This is a genomic window from Parabacteroides acidifaciens, from assembly GCF_003363715.1.
GTDB lineage: Bacteria > Bacteroidota > Bacteroidia > Bacteroidales > Tannerellaceae > Parabacteroides > Parabacteroides acidifaciens.
This window is the reverse complement of record NZ_QREV01000023.1, coordinates 1-19,454: the sequence shown is the minus strand read 5'-3', so window position 1 is coordinate 19,454 and position 19,454 is coordinate 1. Positions and strand designations below refer to the sequence as shown.

Below are 19,454 nucleotides of genomic sequence, written 5' to 3'. Positions count from 1 at the left end.
ATATATTAATTATTTAGAAAGAACAAGAGACTGACACCCGGAATGAACGCCCGGGCATCGGATAATACTTTATAATCTCATAATTAAGATTTCCTACATTCAGCACTTCGCCTTGCAAACGAAGTCTACAATTATGCAGTTGAAACTCCCGGTTTACAGAAACAGTCTGTTCCACATACCGGTCGATCCTATTCTCCTTTATATTCTGGGGCAAGGAATAGCGGTCGCCGGCACACGTCAGCAGATAAGAGACGTTTAACCATTTATTTTGTACAGACAAGGATGCCGTACCGGAATGTCTGGGTGTGTAGGGTATTTGATCCCGGTAATTCTTTGCCGTTTCTTTGGTTATGTCAATCGCTTTCTGCCAGGTATAATTGCCTTGCAGCAAGAAGCTGAATGATTCCGAACAGGTAATTTCGGCAGACGCATTCGCGTCGATTCCACTGATCGCCACTTCTCCCATATTCATCATTTTCCAGATATAAAGGGTAGGAAGAGCGACAATCTTATCCCGTACCCGGTTATAATAACCATCGACCGACAAATTCAAATAAGAGAGGAAAGAAGAAGGCTGTTCGCCCCATGTCACCCCAAGATTGTATTGAGTCGCCCGCTCCGGCTTCAGGTTCGTGTTGCCTATCCTCAAATAATACATATCATTAAAAGTCGGCACCCTGAATATATCCTTGAAAGAAGCACGCACCCGTACATTCTGCTCCGGCAAAATCCGCCACGAAGCACTTATGCTCGGCGACAGTCGTTTCCGGTCGGACGGTTTATCTCCTTTTTCCACCTTCTCGGAAATAAACGTATTCAGCAAACTGGCGGTTGCCGTCAACCGGCTGTCTTTATATTGAGCCGCCAGTACCGACAAGGAGGTGTAGCGGGTTGGGAAAGGACAATCCGGCAGGTTGTTCTTTAATGTATTAACAGAAAAGTCTGTTGTCAGAGAAAACGACAGGTATTCGGCCGGTGTATATAAACCTCCGGCAGAGAAATAATACTCCCGTTGCGTATGCCGGTCCTCCTGCTTTCCTGTCTCATAGTTGTTATTAAAGTCGATGTACTTATTCCAGGAGTAATTATACTTACCCTGCGCCTTTAAAGAAAAGCGGGTATCGAATTGTTTCTTATAATGTCCCTGTACGAAATAATTCTTGTCCCAAAGCCTTTCCTTTGCATAATCGTTATAGAGGATCACTGAACCGGGCAATCCCCGTTCCGAATCGAAATAATAACCTTTCACTGCAAGTTCGCTACCTTTGCCAAGATCGCCAAACAGATTCAATTCAGTGCGTAAAGTCCGGATATCGCTGTTCTTCCGCTTCCCCGATTCTTCTTGCTGCTCGTTCTGAATAACATAAGGGTAATTCCCGTCTGCGCGCAACCAATCGACCTGACCCGTCGCCGCGAAGTGTTTACCCAACTTCTGCTCATAGCGCAAATAAGGATTCACCATACCAAACGAACCGACCTTGACCTGTGCTTTCACATGGAACGGCCGGTCGGCAAACACCGGTCGAGCCGTCTTTATGTTCAACGCCCCCGCCGACGCATACATCCGCGCCGTCTGGAAGATATCGTCCGCCTGCCCGATCGACAGGGAGATCATATCGACGTTGTCCAGTGTAAAGCGGCTGATATCCACCTGTCCGCTCTGTGCATCTGTAATCGTCACGCCGTCGTAGCTGACAGCCGTATGTTTGGCGCCGAGGCTGCGGACGGAGACTGTTTTCAAACCGCCTATCCCCCCGTAGTCCTGCACGGTCACACCCGAAAAGCGTTTCACGGCTTCCGACAGGTCTTGCACGCCGAGACGCTCGATGCCGGCTTTGTCCATCACCTGGAGCGGTGTGCTCTCGCGCGTGGTGGAAGGGCGCACCTTTCCCAATATTTCAACACCCGAAAGTTGGTGAAAAGTCGTCGTGTCCACTTGCGCATGCAAAACGGCAAACGGAAACAGACAAACACATAACAGCTCTAAAAAGCGTTTGGTAAATGAATTCTGCATATCTTAATCGGTTCATCGCACCCTTTACCCGAGGGCTCGAATATATTGAATAGTGGCAGGTTTTCTGGCTTGTTCTCCCCTTTTTACGGCTACCTTCCCGAATTTAATCAGTGGCAACAAGATTTGCCAGGGTTTTACAGAACTTACAGCTACGGGTACAGCTCCGGACTTACACCGGATTCCCTTTTACTAACCGCCTGCGGAAGCAAACGCGGTTACACCATTATCCGGGCGCAAAGGTAGCAAAAACAAACCTAATTTTCAATTTTCGACTCTTAACTTTCAACTATTTCGGGAGGGCTTATTGTATAAAACGCATTTTTTAGGCTCGAAAGGCATCCGAAACAAAACAAATGTTAATCCGATTTTTGAGCCTCAAAAAGGGACTTTTTCCGCTTTTTTGAGTGTTTCCAGCCATTACGACCGTCCTCTTTGCCATTACGACCGTGCTAATGTGTAGTGCACTCGGCACCTCGCGAAGATTAGCACGGTCGTAATGGCGATTTGGACGGTCGTAATTAGAAAGAGGACCGTCATAAGGGCAAAAAAGCACCTGAATTTCCTTGGGATATTTGGGACACCGTCCGTTTTATTTTCAAATATTCGATTCTCCGGAAGTTAAGCTTTATCACTTTGTCGGTGTTTCCATCTTTCGGTAATCAATTTGCACGCTTTTCGAAACGGACTGCGCACCTCATTTTTCCTATTGTCAGAAAGAGGAGTTTAAACCGTGAAAAGAGTCAATCCAAAATCGATCAAGATTTCGGACGAAATAGAAAAACGGTCCAAAAGGGGGGATATTGTATAATTTTTCAGTAGTACACCCCTTCCGAGAGCCAAGAGAAATCGGCAAGAAAGGGGTGTAAAGTCGGCATCGCCCACGAACTGGAGGATTCCTTAGAACGGATAGCCGATTGCCAGATGGACACCCATGCCATCCTTAAAGTTTGTGATGTTGTAGTAACCTTTTTTGCCGGTATCATACGGAACGTGCAAGCCGATACCCCAATCCAGGCGGATAACGAGGAAAGTCAGGTCGTAGCGCAACCCGACACCTGTGCCCAAAGCCAGGTCCTTCAGGAAGCGGCCCCATTTCAACTGTCCACCGGGGCGGCTCTCGTCGTAGCGGAGCAGCCATACGTTACCGGCATCCAGGAAGGTAGCCCCGTGCAGGTCGCCCAAGATCGGGAAACGGTATTCCAGGTTGGCTTCGAACTTGATGTCCCCCGTCTGATCCAGGTAGCCGTATTTCGAGTCCGTCGGGTGGTAACTGCCCGGCCCGATGCTACGGATCGTGAAAGCGCGGATACTGTTGGCGCCGCCGATATAGAACTGTTCGCTATAAGGAGTCGTGATTGCGTTTCCGTAACTATAGGCGACTCCTCCCATCAAGCGGCCGACGAGGTGTTGCCTATGCCCCAAGTCGTAGTTGTAGCGTATCTCGCTGGTGACCTTGACAAACTGGGCGAACTTGTTTCCTAATAAATGCTTTTCCCGCTCGTTGAAATTCTTTCCGGCGATGGCATAGGCGGCATCAATGATAAGACCGGCCTGCGTGACGGACGATTGCCACCAGAGATGGTTCCGCTTAGTCGTGATGGATGCATCGTCATAGGTATAAGTATATCCCATAGAGGGGACAAACTGGTTCTCAAGGCTTCGTCCCAAGGCCGGGTTGTCCTGGGTTATGGTGTCAAACTCGGCTGTTCTTCGTTGCAGCAGCGAATAAGTCAGCTTGAACGGCGTCACCGAGTGATGGCTGGTAGCCGAGGGCTGGAAGTCATACGAGGCGCTTCCTCCGAAGGCTAACATTTTGAAGAACTTGGCACGGTTCAGCTGGTCCGCATAAATACGGAAAGAGGTGCTGGACGGATATTTCATGTCATCCTTGAACAGGCTGGGGAAGAGTACCTGCGGGAAAGTCAATGTCCCGCTGACGCCGAACTCCCAGCTGTTGATGGTCGAGCTGTTGCCCGCCACCCGCTTACCGGTCTGCCACTCGTAAGAACCGCGCATACTGACGCCGAATGTCTCCCCTCCTCCGAACACGTTTCGTTTTGTGACGCTGAAGACTGCACCGGGACCTGTCTGATCGTTGCTTTTGGTCGTTACATTCAGCTCCAGTTCACCGTCCAGCGGCAGATCGTAGACTGTGTTAATTTGCAGGTTCAGCGTATCGCAACGGCGGGATGTGTCGCGCGGCGTATATTGCATTTCAGAATAGCGGAAGATACCCAAGCGGGAGAAGTTTGTCTGTGTCTTTTCCTGCTGTTGCTGCGAATAGATGTCGCCGGGACGGAATTTCAGCCGGTTGTATAAAACGGCAGGGCGGACGCGCAGTTTCCCTTCGTAAAAGATGGTCATATCCTTATATTTGACAGAGTCTGTCGGCGGTTCGTTGTTATATCCGCTCAGGTTGACCGATATATCGCCGATCTTCCAGGGGCGCAGCACGTTACGGGGCAGTCCCGGCCGGGTGGAGATGCGGAGCGCTACCTTTCCGGGATTCATGATCGTGTCCGCCTGGTAGTTGATGAACTCAGGACGGAAATAATAATATCCGTTGTTGCGGAGCAAGGAAGAGATACGTTGCCGCTCGGCTTCGAGTTGCGTGACATTAAAGTTGTCGCCGTCGTGCAAAAGCCGTTCACCGATGTTCCGCTGTATCAGCGTATCGATCCGGTGGCGCAGGCGGACGTAGGCGATACTGTCGTATGTATAGGCATTGTTCATCGTCACCATGTAGTTGATCTTTGCCTTTTTAGGGTTCTTGGGGTCCGGTTCCACTTCATAAGCGGTCGCCCCGTTGAAGTAGCCGTATTCGCGTAGCAGGTTATAGGCCACCTTTGTCCGGACTTCCGGATTCACGGTATTGATGAAAACGGGTTTGGCGGCGAGTTTGTTGAATATCCACTTGCCGATCTTCCCTTTCTTGTTGACAAACGCGTTATACACCCACAGTCCGAACGGGAAAGGGACGCGGATAGACGAACTTCCCAGCAGCGCATTGTTGGGCGGATAGGCCAAGGCAGCCTCCACTTCCGTCAGCGCCTCTTCCCCTTCCTTACTCTTGTCTTCGTCCGTCACCTCGATCTTCTTAATCCCCGTGTACAGCACTTCCCCTTCCGGCAAGTTCTTGGTGGTGGAACAGGATGCCAGTAAAAGCATCAAAAGCCCCATAAAAGTAATCGCTCTCAAAGCCCTGTAAGGGCGGCAGATCTCAGCCCAGGGTGTAAACCCTGGGTAAAAAGTAGTCCTCCCCTTATCCAGAGCCCTGTAAGGGCGAAACATCGTATCAATCCATGAAATATCTTTCCTCATAATTATCTATATTATAGGCTTTGCAAAAAGCTTGTATCTCTTCCGCAAACGTAACCTTTCGATGATGTTCTTCCTGATTTAATATATATTCCTCGACTGCATCCTTTCTTGAAGAACTGACTGAAAACGCAGCATATCCACCTTGCCAACAGAACTTGCTGCAACCTTGCTCTTGCATCCAACTGCTTGAATTACTTTTAACTGTCCGGATAATATCTGCCAGACTGCATGATTTGGACTGAATGAACAAGATATGCACATGGTCATGGATTCCGCCTATGCAGACCGGGGCGTTATCTGTCTGATTTAGAATTCCACCTATGTATCGATGTAATCCGTTTCTCCATTCACGAGTGATGAAAGGAAACCGATCTTTGGTCGAGAATACCAAGTGAATATATATTTTAGTGAGCGATTGTGACATATCGATTTATAGTTGATGCTGGTATCGCCCTTACAGGGCTTAAATAATAAAAATGTTTTCTTATGTACCCAGGGTTTACACCCTGGGCTGAGATCTGCCGCCCTTACAGGGCTATCAAACCTGTATTTTCCAAGCAAAAGGGAAATACCGTTCCATTATAATACTGTTATCAGGGTTATTAACTCGTATTTTCCAAGCCCTGTAAGGGCGGCAGATCTCAGCCCAAGGCGTAAGCCTTGGGTAAAAGGGGCCTCCCCTATAAAATAGAGCCCTGCAAGGGCGATACCAATTATTAATCCATACAATATCTTTTCTCATGAATGCATTATCGTTTTGTGTCGCCCTTACAGGGCTTAAATTAATTATATCTTTACTATACCCGGGGTTTACACCCCGGGCTATGATCTGCCGCCCTTACAGGGTTCAATGTTTCTCTTCCGCTACCGGTTTGGGTTTGTTCTTTTTGAAGATGAAGAGTTCACGGAGGTGAAGCATCTTTTTACGGAGGACGATACCGGCGCCTGTTTCCGTGATCTCGCCCTCTAACAGGCTCTCGTAGTTCTTGTCGTGGAAGAGCTTGATGTAACGTGTTCCGCTGCCGTCGAGACGGTATTCGATCGAGACATTGTCGATGAACTGCTGCGACTGCCCGGCGTTGACATCCTGACCGGTGGAAACGCGTCCGCCCAGTATGATGCTGATCCTGTCGTTATAGAACCGTTTCGCGAAGCGGAAAGAGAAGTCCGTACGTTCACCGCCTGCTCCGGTGCCATTCTGGTCGTACTGCTCCATGCCCAATGTGATATCGACCGATTTGAGGGCGCTGCCGGCAATGTTGTTGATTTCGCTCTGCAGGAAACTGTTGAGCGCGGCTCCCATGTCGAGGCTCGGCTTCTTGCCTCCGCCGCCGACATCACTCATATTGAGGTACATACCTGTGACAAGCATCGTGACGGCGATCTGCGACCGTTGCCCTTCGTCCATCTTATCCAACTCCTGCTGCATGGACTGGTCTTCCGGGGCGGAGAGAATAAATTGCAGTTGCAGATTCTCTAATGTCTGCTTGATTGCCACACCGACATTAAAGGTGACAAGGCGCGAACTGCCGTCGTCCTGTGTGACCGAAGCCCGCATCCGTTCGGTAGCTGTCAGGTTCAGCATCGGGTCCATCGGGTTGCCGCTCCATTGGACATAGCTGCCGTCCTGTATCGTGAACTCTTTCAACGGAATGATCGGCATGGCATATTTCACCATACCGCCCGAAAGCGTATAGCGTCCGTTCAGGATCATTTCGCCCTGTGTCGTATATTGGAACGATAGGTCGCCACCGCCTTCCAGCTCTACGCGGCTCGACTGGTCCGGTGTGATATCTGCGTTCAGACGTACGGCCTGGTCGATACGGATCGTCATCAACATATCCAGGCTACCGATGGGAAGAGGCGCTTCCGTCCGGTGGCGGCGCATCATCAACGTATCGGAGAAGTCAGTGAAAGTGACAAGGTCTGCCAACCGGTCCTGCGCCGTAAGCGGAGAGTCCTGCATCACATAGGTGACGTTTGTCCCTCCCAACAGTTGCAAATCACCCCGCATAACCAAAGCGTCGAGCGGCCCTTTAACCGTCGAGTTGAGGTTGACGAGCAGTTTGCCGTAGACCATGCTTTCTTTGTTGCGTTTCACATTCAACAATTGCATATCGTGGGCCGACAGTTTCAGGTTCGCCATCATCCGGGAAGGATTATGAATGTCGATCGTCCCGTCGATAACGAACGGGTTCGTTCCCGAAGCATAGATATTATACTGGTTGAAACTGATCAGGTTATCCTTTATCTTGATCTCCTGTTTGTCGAAACGGAAAGATGAACCGACAGCCGTGACAAAGACGGAAGAGCTGTCCATCCGTATATACCCATTGACTTCAGGGGCAGAGGTGCTTCCGGTTATGGCCAGTTCCCCCTGCAAGTCTCCTGTCAGTTTCGCCATATTTTCCGGAATGAACGGATTCACCATATCCAACGGCAATGCCGTGATGTCCATATTCCCGTCTAAATAGTCCGTCTTTCCCATCCTGTAATAAGCATTGATGGCCGCTATTTCCTCCCGGTCGCGGAAAAGATGTATATCGACCTGATGCTCCTTGTCGCTCAACGGCAGGTAAACGGTGTTGAACATCAGTTCGCCGACCCGTCCGTCTTCATAGAACAGGCTGTCGATGTGGGCGTCCGCCACTACCATAAAGCTGCTGTCCGACGGTGCATATTGCAAGTCGGCGCTTAGCATTCCCCGCATGGAGGGCAGGTCCGGGAAACCTTTGGTAATGGCATCCAGATCGATCTGGCTCAGTTCGGCATGTATCTCTTGCATCCCGTCTCCTCCGGCAAGCGAATGGATCCAGAGGGAAGCATTGTTCTCTCCTGTCAGCCGGACGTTGGCTGCAATATCCTTGATGTTCCTGTACAGAACATAGTTGTCCGCATTCAGTTTGAACGGGCGGAATGCCAGAATCGGCTCTTCGGGGAAGAGATGCAAGCGGAAGCCTTCGCGCTCCTTGTCGATGCGTGCCCCCAAGAGGATGCCGGTCTTGCCCTGCCCGTCCGTATAGCGCAGTTCGGCGTCGGCGAACGTATTCCGTATCTGTCCCTTCAGACCTGCGGTAAACGGTTGTTGCTTCCTGTACTTCGTCTTGATGACACGGGTGTCATAGAGCAAGCCCAATGAATCCTGATGCACGATCAAGCAAATCGTGTCGATGCGCGTCGTATCCTGCATCAAGTTGGCGAGGTCGGCATCGAGGAAGAAGCCCTGTTCAGGCGAAGTACTGGCCTCGATGTTCAGGTCGTCGAAACTGATGGTATATTGTTGCAGGATATTGTAGATCGGATTGTCCTTGCCTGCCGTTATCTTCAGGTTCATATCCGGAAGGAGCGGCTGGAAAGCGGGGATGTCGATCATCGAATCGCGCTCCAGTTGCCGGGTCAACCCTTCGTTTATCTTAGTGAATTTATCCGCCATCGTTTCGATATCCGCATTACCGGTCAACATGATCCCAAGGTCGCCGGCGTGGAAAGAAACACGGGTCGTATCTTTATCGCTACGGGCATGCAGCGTCAGTGTCTTCGGATGGAATTTACCAGTCGGGCTGACCAGTTCCCAGTTACCGAGAGTTACATCCAGCAGGTTATTCTTGCCCATATCCGTTTCCGCTTCGGCAAAAAGCTGGAAGGAGGTGGCAAGCGAATCGTTCATCAGGTGCATGCCGTACAAGTCGAAGTTTTGTACATCGGCGATCAGCATGGCTTCGACCTTTTTCTTGTGAAGCGTGGCGTTCAGCGACATATCCATCTTGGCCAACGGATAATGGCTGAGCAGGTCGAACTTCAGGAGGTTCTTTTCCAACGAACCGTCCAGCTTGACATCCGAAACGGCATACGTTCCGTATTCTATATTGCTGATCTTCCCGTCCACTTTCGCCCAGGTCGACGCGAGGAACGGATCATATCCTTTTCCCTCTGCCCGGATAGTGGCGGCCAGATAATAAAGAGAGTCCTTAGGCAGGAAATCGGTCGGCTTCAAGCTGTCGACCTGAAGGTCTGCTTCATACGATTCGCGCACCGGATTATAGCGTGCCGCCAGTTTCACTTTTCCCTGATCCTGTGTCAGTAAAAGGTCGGCCTTGTACTCCTGGTTCTGCAAGGCAGCCTCACCTGTCAGTTTCATGACGGGAAGGTTATAACGCGAGCGTTCGGAGGCAGGCAGCATAGTGAGGATAAAATCGAGATTGCCGGTTTCCGCATTCAACTGTAGTTTCCCGTTCCGGCGGATACTGTCCGTGACGGCCTTCACCTCGCCTGTGGCATTCAGATCAAACACACCCGGCAGTTTCCCTTTCAGCTGGCGCAGGCGGAGTGCTGCGAGGTTTCCTTCCACACCGGCGGTCAAGCTGATACTTTCTTTCGGATAGGCTTGCTTGAAATCATCCGGCAGTGGACCGGCAAAGATAAACACATCCTCCTTCCCGACAGAAGCCGTCAGCATAGTATGCAGGCTGCCACCCGGCTTTTCGTCAAACGTGCTCCACGGGATAGTTGCCAACAGGCGGACATCCGAATAAGGGGTCTTAAGGAGAAGCCCCGGCACCTGTATCGTCGTGCTGTCGCTGTGAATATTACCGGTCAGCGAACTGAGCACCAGGCCGGAACGGTCGTTAGCCGAAAACTCTTTGATCTGTGCGCTGATATCCCTCCCTCCATACAGGAGAGAGTCAATTTTTATATTCACATCGCTAAGCGCTATGTGCGACGGATCAAAACCCGGTGTCGGATCGCCGTAGCTGCCGTCATACCCCAGGGAAGAACCGGACAGAAGGAAGCGGGCGGCACTGTAGCGCGCCAAACCCAGGTCTACCAACCCTTCGGTCAGCCCCGCCTTATCGATATAGGTGGAAAGGCGCAACGAATCGTCCGGCATCTGCATGGCGAAAGCTACACGATCGAGATTGATTTCGTCCAACAGCAGTTTCCAGTTGACAGCGGTCGAAGCGGTATCTTCTTTCGTTGTCGTATCGTTCATCATCAAGGTGATGGCCGTGTCCGAAAGGTCTATTTTATTCAGTCTCGCCGTTTCTTTGCCGAGGTCGATGCGGTCGGCCTTTGCGTAGAGTTTGCCTAATACACCTTTGATCTCCATTCCTTCAATCAGTTTGCCGCTGTTCACTTTCACACCCCGCAGGTCGATGGCATCCACCAACACTTCTTTCTTCAACAGGGGCATCGGGCGGATATTGACCTGAAAGCTTTCCAGCAATAATAACGTATCGGGCGAAGCCACTACCTGCACATCCCGTACAGTCAGGTTCAACGGGAAGGAAAGGCGTATCTGTCCGATACCTATGTCCATACCGGTAGCTTCGCTGGCATATTTGGTAGCTAACCGCACAGCGAAATTCTGAAAAGGAGGTATATATAAAAGAACGGAAATCAGTATGACCAATACAACTGGTATTAAACATACGATTCCTATCCGTTTCATCCAGCGTCTCATGTATCTTTCTTGTGTGTTTTCGTTATACTCATAACGGTTAAAAGGGATGTTTTGTTTGACATTCCGTTAACAAAAATAGGAGAAAAATAAAGGAAAACCAATAAACGTCTTACATTTGTCCCGGAATAAAACATAAAGTCATGTTGAATCTGGAAAATCTTTGTACGGAAGTACAGCAAATAGCCCGCACGGCCGGCGCTTTCCTGCGGGATGAGCGGCGTAAATTCAACCGCGGGCGGGTGGAAGAAAAGAGTGCGCATAACTACGTCTCGTATGTGGATAAAGAATCGGAACGCCGGCTGATCAAACAGCTCTCCGCCCTGCTGCCCGGCTCCGGTTTTATTGCAGAAGAAGGCACGGGCAGCCTCGCCGGCGAAGAATACTGCTGGTTGGTCGACCCGCTGGACGGGACCTCCAATTATATTCATAATATCGCTCCCTATTGCGTCAGCATCGCTTTACGCAATAGGGAGGAACTATTACTGGGTGTCGTCTATGAAGTCTGCCGCGACGAATGTTTCTACGCCTGGAAAGGAAGCAAAGCTTATCTCAATGGCGAAGAAATCCATGTGAGCGACATCGCCGTGCTCGACAAAGCGTTCATCGCCCTCGGTTTCCCCTACGATTCGGACCGTTACCGCCCGGTCGCCCTTAAACTGGTAGACAGGCTATACGGCTTTGCCGGCGGGACCCGCTTGATGGGAGCTGCCGCCGCAGAACTCTGCTATGTCGCCTGCGGCCGTTTTGAAGCGCGCATCGAAGCCTACCTCGGCCCTTGGGATGTCGCTGCGGGCGGTCTGATCCTGATGCAAGCCGGCGGTAAACTGACCGACTTCTCCGGCGGCGACACCTGGCCTTCCGCCGAACAAGTCGTGGCAAGCAACGGGGCGATACATGAGACAATCCTCGGATTATTGTAACCGGATCAATCGTTTTCGATCACACGGATCATGTCGAAGTAAAATTCGCCGGCCACTTCCGCACCTTTCTCTACGGTTCCGGTCTTGGTGTCGTAGATGTAGATGACGGCATTGGCGTCAGCTTCCGTATTTACACCAAAGTATGCCTTCTCGTTGAAGAGAACAGAACGCTGTGAGAAACGACCACCACTGTATGCCAATTCTTTGCCGTTATAACTTAAGCGTGTCCTTTCGCCTGTGGCAAGGTCGATGATGCTGTAATAATGGCTGTAGCTGTCGATCGCCGTGCCGGATGCGTCATTGCGTGCATAAGCAAGAGCCTTACCGTTGCCCAGGTACTGAAGGGTGAGCAGTTTGCCGTCTGCATTCGGGTATCCTTCGTAAGTGGGGTCGAAATCAGTCTCGCCGTTATTGATACGCAAGAGGTGTCCTTCTTCGATATCATTTTTATCGCTGAACGCGGCAAGGTAGAGGTTGCCGTTTTCGTCATACATAATGCAGTTTTGCATCAGCTCTCCGTAGGCACTTCCGGCCATTTCCTGTACAAGCGAGTTACGTTTATTGCTTTCTACAGCCAACGTGGAGGGATCGAGAACGGCTGTGTAGAAAGCGGTTGTCGTCTTACCGCTCTTGCCCGAAAGGCCGTTTTTACCAAAATAGAAGTAGTAGAGCTTTCCTGCCTTTTCATTATAAGTCAAGATGCCCGATGTGGTGAACTTCTTTGTCACTTCACCTTCTACTTCGGATTCCGGCAGCAGGATATCTAATGTACCTTCTTCAATAATCGACATATTACCGGCGTTCAGCTTTGTCCAGAGGACTTTGCTTGCATCGCCATTGGCAGCCATGATAACGAGCGTATTGTCATCGATCCAAGCGTGAGTATAAGAACGTACCTTATAGGTATTTGTCTTGAACGGGACTTTGGCTGTCTCCACGACCTTATTTTCCTTAATCTGATACTTCACGAAAGCATCGTTGCTTGAAGGAATCTGGTAGTAATATTTACCCCTCGAGATGCTTTCCATAGAATAGTCTCCCAGTTCGGTCCCTTCCCCTTTGACGGTGATGGTTCCCATATCGGCTGTCAGCTTGCTGATGCTGTTGACGATTGTTGTGTTCTTGCTGCTCATGCCGCCATGTTTCCCGACTGTGAGGAAGAGGTCGAAATGGTATTTGCTTTCGTCGAAGGCAGGTGCATCGCTTGTCACCGTAACATCACAGGTGGCCGTAAAACTTCCGTCATCCGTCTTTACAGTGATCGTTGCCGTACCTTCGGCAACAGCTGTGACAACGCCTTTGTCTACTGTTGCGACGCTTTCAGCCGAACTGCTCCATGTAACGGTTGTATTACTTGCATCTCCCGGAACGATGGTTGCCGTCAGTGTCCCGGTCGTTCCTGTTTTCAGTGCTAACGTAGTAGGGCTTACGGTTATACCGGTTACCGGAACGTCTTTTACTTCGTCGTCATCATCTGAACAAGCCGTGAAACCAAAAGTGACCAAGGCTGTCATGAAGGCCAGTAATGCGAATTTGAACTTCTTCATTTTTCTTGTTTTTAAATATGGATAATTAATGAATGAATACTCTGAATTTGGCAAAGAAAGCGCGTCCCGGCTTTTGCAGCTTATAGTTGTCGTAGGCCGTTTCGTCGAGAAAATTATCACACTCCAATGCTATGTTGTAGCGGTCGTGCATCCATGAATACGTGACATTGGCATTGCAGATGTGTTGCGAAGGGATGCGCGCCTTGGTATCGCGGTTTCCATAGGCTTCCCAGGTCAGGAAATACCAATGCACCCACTGAAGCGTACAACCTAAACGCAGCTTGCTGTCCTTTTGCAGGAGATTGCGGAAAGTATAGCTCGCCTCCGCACTGCCGAACAGCCAGGGGCGGTTGGGGACATGGTTCTTATAGGTGGCGGATGGTTTTCCGTCTTCTTTAAACTCTTGCTGGTCGCGTGCATCCTGATAGCTGACGTTGGCCATGAGTTGCAGCCGCCCGTCCCAGTCATAGCGCACTTCGCCTTCCACGCCCTTGATATGGACGGCGGGATCGTTGACATACTGCATCATGCCTTCCTTTTCGATAACGGAGGTTTGTATGTAGTTGTCTACATAGCGCAGGAAACCGTTTGCTTCGTAATAAACGGTATGCCTGTCGGCCGGACGCCAGGTGCCGAAGACGGCGAGGTTGGCGTTGTTGCTTTTCTCCGGTTCGAGCGCAACGTTGGCATAAATGGTGGTTCCGTTGCCCAACAGTTCGCGGGCGATGGGCAGGCGCACGCTATGCTCGTATGAAACCTTTACGGCCAACGGTTCGAAGAACATATAACGCAGTCCGGTTCCGTATCCGAAATAGTTCTTGGTTGTAGAACCTTGCACCTTGTTCGAGCCTGTCACGGTGGACTGGTCGGTCTGCCGGATATTGGGATGGTTCACGTAGTCTTTGGCGAAGAATACGTTCTGCATCCTCCCGTCGAAAAACGACTGGCTGTAGGTCAGGCCGATGATGTGTTTGGTCACGGCGTCGTTCGACGGGACGAAGCTCTGGTCCAAATCGTCATAGCGGTCATTCCCGGTGCGGCTCAGATGGTAGTTCAGGTTAAAACTGTGATGTCCGTTCAGGCGGTAATCCAGATTGGCACGCGCGATGGTCAGCGGACGTTTATAATGGCGCATGGAGGGTTCGCCGCCACGGATTTCGTTGCGTTGGCTCACGATGTAGCCCCCGTCCCAATAATATTTGCGATAGGCCGTATCGACGGTGATGGAATGGTCCCATGTGTGCGACAAGGTTGCCTTCAGTGTCATACCTTCCGTGAGGAAGTTACATTTGCCGTAGCGCGCCGACACGTTCCAGGCATCCGAATTACGCTCTGCCATACCGTAGACTTTGGTCTGTACGGACCCGGTCTGCAACTCTTTATCAGTTTTGGAGTAGGAGGCGGAAACAAAGAACTCGTCTGCCCACGACTTATTGACAATTCCAGCTTCTATCTGCGTCAATAACGAGAAATAGCCGTCATGGAAACGTTTAGGGTTGCCGGTGATGAACCGGTCGCCTGTTTCATCACGCATCTCCACGTCCTTCATCCGGTAGTCGTTCTTCGAATAGTTGACACCGATAGTAGGGCGCACGATCAATCCCGTATGCCGCTCCACAAACTGCGCGTTCAGGTCGGCGCGGTGCGTATGGAAAGAACCGATACTGTAAGAAACATCCAAAAAGTTCGTCTTTTCTGCCTTGGTGATGATATTGACAGCGCCGCCCAATGCATCCGTTCCCAACGAGGCCGGCACCACCCCTTTATAAATTTCCACCCGGTCGACCAGGTTGACTGGCAGGTTGGCAAGCGTCACGTCATTTCCTTTGCTGTCCAACGGGACGCCATCGATGAAGTAGCGGACGGAATTGCCGGACAATCCGTTGATGGAAAGGTCGAAGTCCGAACCTACACCACCCTCTTCGCGCACTTTGATACCTGCAGCCCGGTTCACCAGGTTATTGAGGTTGTTCAGCGAGTTGACGATCGGTTTAATGTCAAGTGCGTTCACTGCGAAAGCGCCTTCTTTCAGTTGTTGTGTCTTTGTCTTCCCGTACACTTCGACGGTGTTGAGGTCAACAGCACTTTCTTTTAATGTGAAGTCAAGCGTCCGGTTCACCTGTACATTAAGAGTTGTCCGGATTGTTTCGTAGCCGACAGACGAGATAACGAGTGTCTGCTTGCCGCGTGTGACTTTCAGCGAGTAACGGCCTTTATCGTCGGAATAAGTACCGTTTGTCGTATTTTCGACTGCGATTGTGACCAGTGGCAGTGATGTCCCTTGTGTGTCTGTCACTTTTCCCGACAAAGTGATTTCGTTTTGTGCCGAAACGAATGGCGGGAGACAGAGAAACAGGAATAAAATGTGTACAAAGACTTTCATGTAGCCCCTTGTTATAGTGATTCATGACTTGCCCAGGGGAGAATGCACACAAAGAGAACGATTTCTTTACGCAGGATAAAGACTGATCAGGCTCGATGTTTTGCTGCTTTATTCCCCGAAAGCATTAAAACTATATCTGTATTGGCAGGTCTTCTGACTTGTTCCGTCTTTGAATGCCTTCCCAGCGATTTCTCGCCAGTGGCTATAGCGTATTCAAAGATTTGGAAGGAACTTACAGCAGCGGGTCTGTTCAGGATTTGCACCTGATTCCCTTTTCATCACGCTCCCGTAACAGTTGGGAGCTGTGAAACCAAAACTGCGGCAAAGGTACGAAAAAAGTCTGTTCTTGCAAGAAGGCGGGATTAAAACGGAAATATGTTGTAAGAATGAAGTATAATATACCTACAAATAGGGATTGTATATCATCGCTTAATATACGAACTTTGCAACCTGAATAGTTGTTATATCGTATAGTTGGCGATACATGGATAAATTAAGGACATATTTGAGGATTGCGCTTCCGGTACTTTTCATTTCGTACTTGGGGTGTCTGATCGCTTTTACCCACGTCCATATTGTGAACGGGGTAACGATTGTCCATTCCCATCCCTATCAGAAAAATGACGACGGAACTCCCAAGGAAGAACATAATTATGCCGAGTTCCAGTTATTGCACCAGCTTTCGACTATTCAGATCAGCGGGGCAGCCTTTGCCCACGTGCTGATTGCGGCACTTCCGACCGCCTATTGTATTCTTACCAACCGTCCGGTCTATCCGGCTCACCTCCGCCCTGTCTTAGGGAGGGTTTCGTTGAGGGCGCCGCCTTTTGTCTTTTGATGATTTAGCGGTGGTTTGCTCGTATTTACCGGACGCAGACGGGCGCAGATTACGCAGAGGAACGCAGATTTATTTTCTTTTAAAACAATTAATGATCTGCGTTCCTCTGCGTCGTCTGCGAAATCTGCGTCCGGTAATACAAACGTAGCGTCTTACCGATAAATCTGCATTTATCCTTTTCTATTATTACTACAAATCATTTTAAAAGACAACTCAATGAATAAGATTATTATACTTTTCTTATGCCTTTGCTGTGCCGTTTCGGCAGTGATGCCAAACAACAGCTATGCGATTGATAAAGAAGTGATGAACCCGACAGATGCCAATATTTTCGGGCATGTGGTCGATAAGTCGACCGGTGAACATATGCCGGGAATCACGATCATATTGAAAGGAACGACCATCGGCACGGCGACCGATGATTCCGGACATTATATGTTGAAGAACCTGCCGGAAGGCGAATTTACAGTCGAGGTTTCCTTTATCGGCTTCAAGACGGTAACGAAGAAAGTGAAGACACAAAAAGGCAAAACACAGGAATTGAACTTCGAACTCGAAGAGGACCTGATCTCGCTGGAAGGCGTAGTCGTTTCGGCAAACAGAAACGAGACGAAACGCCGCCTCGCCCCCACCTTGGTCAAGGTGCTCAGCCCGACCATGTTCGAGAAGACGAACTCCACGACATTAGCACAAGGGCTGGTCTTCCAACCGGGCGTACGTGTTGAAAACGATTGCCAAAATTGCGGTTACTCGCAGGTTCGCATCAACGGTATGGAAGGGAAGTACACACAGATACTGATCGACTCCCGTCCGATCTTTTCCGCTTTGGCAGGCGTGTACGGGCTGGAACAGATTCCAGCGAATATGATCGAGCGCGTCGAAGTGATACGTGGAGGCGGTTCTGCCTTGTTCGGCTCATCCGCCATTGCCGGTACGATCAATATTATCACAAAGGAACCGATCCGCAACTCCGGCACCTTCGGACATACGATCTCCAATATGGACGGTTCCGGGGCTTATGACAATAACACGACGCTCAACTTGTCGTGGGTCTCTTCCGACAACAAAATGGGTGCTTACATATACGGGCAAAACCGCTATCGTTCGGCTTGGGATTCGAATGGGGACGGCTTCTCCGAACTGCCTAAGTTGAAGAACCAGACAATCGGGTTCAACGGTTTCTATAAAACCAGCGCCTATTCCAAGCTCAATCTGGAATATCATCACATGGAAGAATTCCGCCGGGGCGGCAGCGGTATGGATTTGCCGCCGCACATCGCTGAAGATGCCGGCCTGAACGGGACAGGTGAAGCCGGCCTTGTCGAACAACTGCAACATTCCATCAATACGGAAAGCTTGAAGTATAACATCTTCACTCCGAACCAGAAACACAACATCAGCCTATACGCTTCCGGGCAACACATCCACCGCGACAGCTATTACAGTGCCTATGGCCGGACAACGGATTTCACCGGAGTGTTGGGGGCTCAATATATCTATAGCTCCGACAAATGCCTGTTCATGCCGGCCGATCTGACCGGGGGTATCGAGTTCAGCCATGACGATCTGGACGACCGTGCGACCGATATGCAGAAATACCGTGATGCCGCTCTGGCTGAAGACCCGACGGCAACGGGACAGCACCTGCAGGAACTGATCGATAAATACACGCCGGTACCCTTGCACCAGATCATCAATATCTGGAGTGCGTATGCACAGAACGAATGGAAGAACGAAAAGTGGAGTTTCCTGATCGGAGGACGTATCGATAAGAACAGCATCATGGATAAAGCCATCTTCAGCCCGCGCGCCAATGTGCGTTATAATCCGACACACGACATAAACCTGCGGTTGAGCTATGCCGAAGGATTCCGCGCCCCGCAGGCTTTCGATGAAGACCTGCATATCAGCAACGTCGGGGGCGACCGCGTTTCCATTGTCCGCTCCCCGGACCTGAAGGAAGAGCGTTCGCGGAGTGTGAACGGCTCGGTGGATTGGTATCACTTCTTCGGGGACTTCCAGTTGAACCTTTTATTTGAAGGCTTTTACACCAAACTGAATGATCCTTTTGTCCTTTCCGCCCCGGTGGAGGCAGACAACGGATCACTGGTGCAGACCCGCACTAACGGTTCGGGCGCCAAAGTCTATGGAGGGACTCTGGAAGGTAAGATCGCTTACCGGAACAAGGCACAGCTACAAGCCGGTATCACGGTTCAACGCAGCCTGTACGACAACCCGGAAGAGTGGAGCGCCGACAAAGCGCATCTGACGGATGCCGAACGCAACAGTGACAAGATCCTGCGTACCCCCAATTTGTATGGTTATTTTACAGCTTCCTATACACCGGTAAAACCCTTTACGATTGCCCTGAACGGGAATTACACCGGACGGATGTATGTGCCCCACCTGTTGTCGCAGGTAGACGGGAAGGCAGATGTTTTGGTAAAGAGTCCGGATTTCTTTGAATTGGGAGCTAAACTGAGTTACGACTTCAAACTGACCGCTAACATGACCTTACAGTTAAATGCCGGCGTACAGAATATGTTCAATTCCTATCAAAGCGATTTCGACAGGGGAGCGACACGTGATTCCGGCTATATTTACGGCCCGGGAAGTCCGCGTACTTACTATGCCGGTGCCCGATTCAGTTTTTGACAGATACGAAACAAACAGACCTCGTAGGGGCGGTTCGCGAACCGCCCTCCGTGTCAACAAGTGCAGTACTTCATGAAGCTATAGTGCCGTAAAGGAATGAATAACCCGGCAGATAGAATGAACAATGCGGGATGTGTGCCCCCTCCGTACCTACCCGCTATTCATGTCACAGCCGTGAAACAAAAGAAATCCAACTGTAACATAGAAGGAAGACAGTTGTGAGATGGAAAGAATACAACCGTAACTGACCTTTCCTGAAATCAGTTTACAGATTAAACAATTATAACTAAACTCAATTTACATAACAAAGATTAA

At 50.2% G+C, this 19,454-nt stretch carries 9 protein-coding genes and 2 riboswitches; of the genes, 3 read left to right on the top strand and 6 right to left on the bottom strand.

What is annotated here, in order from left to right; all coding sequences use genetic code 11:
* Positions 1 to 13: 13 nt before the first annotated feature.
* The 4 genes from DWU89_RS10945 to DWU89_RS10930 form a co-directional block, all read right to left on the bottom strand.
* The gene (locus DWU89_RS10945; RefSeq protein WP_115499688.1) at positions 14 to 2,014 is read right to left on the bottom strand and encodes a TonB-dependent receptor plug domain-containing protein; all 2,001 of its coding nucleotides are present in this window, start codon (positions 2,012 to 2,014) and stop codon (positions 14 to 16) included.
* A 37-nt stretch (positions 2,015 to 2,051) separates the two neighbouring features.
* Positions 2,052 to 2,254, bottom strand: a riboswitch (cobalamin riboswitch).
* 657 nt (positions 2,255 to 2,911) lie between these two features.
* A complete protein-coding gene (tamL, locus tag DWU89_RS10940) occupies positions 2,912 to 5,194 on the bottom strand; it encodes a translocation and assembly module lipoprotein TamL (RefSeq protein WP_115499687.1) in 2,283 nt (760 codons plus the stop codon).
* 115 nt (positions 5,195 to 5,309) lie between these two features.
* Positions 5,310 to 5,759 carry an IS200/IS605 family transposase gene (gene tnpA, locus DWU89_RS21275; protein WP_115499686.1) on the bottom strand — a complete coding sequence of 150 codons (450 nt, stop codon included), beginning with the start codon at positions 5,757 to 5,759 and terminating at the stop codon, positions 5,310 to 5,312.
* Positions 5,760 to 6,182: 423 nt separating this feature from the next.
* Positions 6,183 to 10,796, bottom strand: a complete 4,614-nt coding sequence (locus DWU89_RS10930; RefSeq protein WP_115499685.1) for a translocation/assembly module TamB domain-containing protein — start codon at positions 10,794 to 10,796, stop codon at positions 6,183 to 6,185.
* Positions 10,797 to 10,936: 140 nt separating this feature from the next.
* Between DWU89_RS10930 and DWU89_RS10925 the strand changes: the two genes are divergently transcribed.
* Positions 10,937 to 11,716 carry an inositol monophosphatase family protein gene (locus DWU89_RS10925; RefSeq protein ID WP_115499684.1) on the top strand — a complete coding sequence of 260 codons (780 nt, stop codon included), beginning with the start codon at positions 10,937 to 10,939 and terminating at the stop codon, positions 11,714 to 11,716.
* Between the two features lie 5 nt (positions 11,717 to 11,721).
* On the opposite strand, the gene DWU89_RS10920 is transcribed toward DWU89_RS10925, so the two are convergent.
* Positions 11,722 to 13,263, bottom strand: coding sequence for an Ig-like domain-containing protein (locus tag DWU89_RS10920; RefSeq protein WP_115499683.1), 1,542 nt, complete (start codon positions 13,261 to 13,263; stop codon positions 11,722 to 11,724).
* A gap of 25 nt (positions 13,264 to 13,288) precedes the next feature.
* Entirely contained in the window at positions 13,289 to 15,646 is a 2,358-nt protein-coding gene (locus DWU89_RS10915; RefSeq protein ID WP_115499682.1) for a TonB-dependent receptor, read from the bottom strand.
* Between the two features lie 126 nt (positions 15,647 to 15,772).
* Positions 15,773 to 15,976, bottom strand: a riboswitch (cobalamin riboswitch).
* A 154-nt stretch (positions 15,977 to 16,130) separates the two neighbouring features.
* On the opposite strand from DWU89_RS10915, the gene DWU89_RS10910 reads away from it, so the two are divergent.
* The gene (locus tag DWU89_RS10910; RefSeq protein WP_115499681.1) at positions 16,131 to 16,484 is read left to right on the top strand and encodes a hypothetical protein; all 354 of its coding nucleotides are present in this window, start codon (positions 16,131 to 16,133) and stop codon (positions 16,482 to 16,484) included.
* A 216-nt stretch (positions 16,485 to 16,700) separates the two neighbouring features.
* Positions 16,701 to 19,139 (top strand): TonB-dependent receptor, encoded by a 2,439-nt coding sequence (locus DWU89_RS10905; protein WP_115499680.1) that lies wholly within the window; start codon positions 16,701 to 16,703, stop codon positions 19,137 to 19,139.
* The last annotated feature ends 315 nt before the right edge of the window (positions 19,140 to 19,454 follow it).

Excerpts from the sequence above, each read along its gene's own strand:
- DWU89_RS10945 (WP_115499688.1), bottom strand. The coding sequence starts at position 2,014 with ATGCAGAATTCATTTACCAAACGCTTTTTAGAGCTGTTATGTGTTTGT.
- tamL (WP_115499687.1), bottom strand. The coding sequence starts at position 5,194 with ATGGGGCTTTTGATGCTTTTACTGGCATCCTGTTCCACCACCAAGAAC.
- tnpA (WP_115499686.1), bottom strand. The coding sequence starts at position 5,759 with ATGTCACAATCGCTCACTAAAATATATATTCACTTGGTATTCTCGACC.
- DWU89_RS10930 (WP_115499685.1), bottom strand. The coding sequence starts at position 10,796 with ATGAGACGCTGGATGAAACGGATAGGAATCGTATGTTTAATACCAGTT.
- DWU89_RS10925 (WP_115499684.1), top strand. The coding sequence starts at position 10,937 with ATGTTGAATCTGGAAAATCTTTGTACGGAAGTACAGCAAATAGCCCGC.
- DWU89_RS10920 (WP_115499683.1), bottom strand. The coding sequence starts at position 13,263 with ATGAAGAAGTTCAAATTCGCATTACTGGCCTTCATGACAGCCTTGGTC.
- DWU89_RS10915 (WP_115499682.1), bottom strand. The coding sequence starts at position 15,646 with ATGAAAGTCTTTGTACACATTTTATTCCTGTTTCTCTGTCTCCCGCCA.
- DWU89_RS10910 (WP_115499681.1), top strand. The coding sequence starts at position 16,131 with ATGGATAAATTAAGGACATATTTGAGGATTGCGCTTCCGGTACTTTTC.
- DWU89_RS10905 (WP_115499680.1), top strand. The coding sequence starts at position 16,701 with ATGAATAAGATTATTATACTTTTCTTATGCCTTTGCTGTGCCGTTTCG.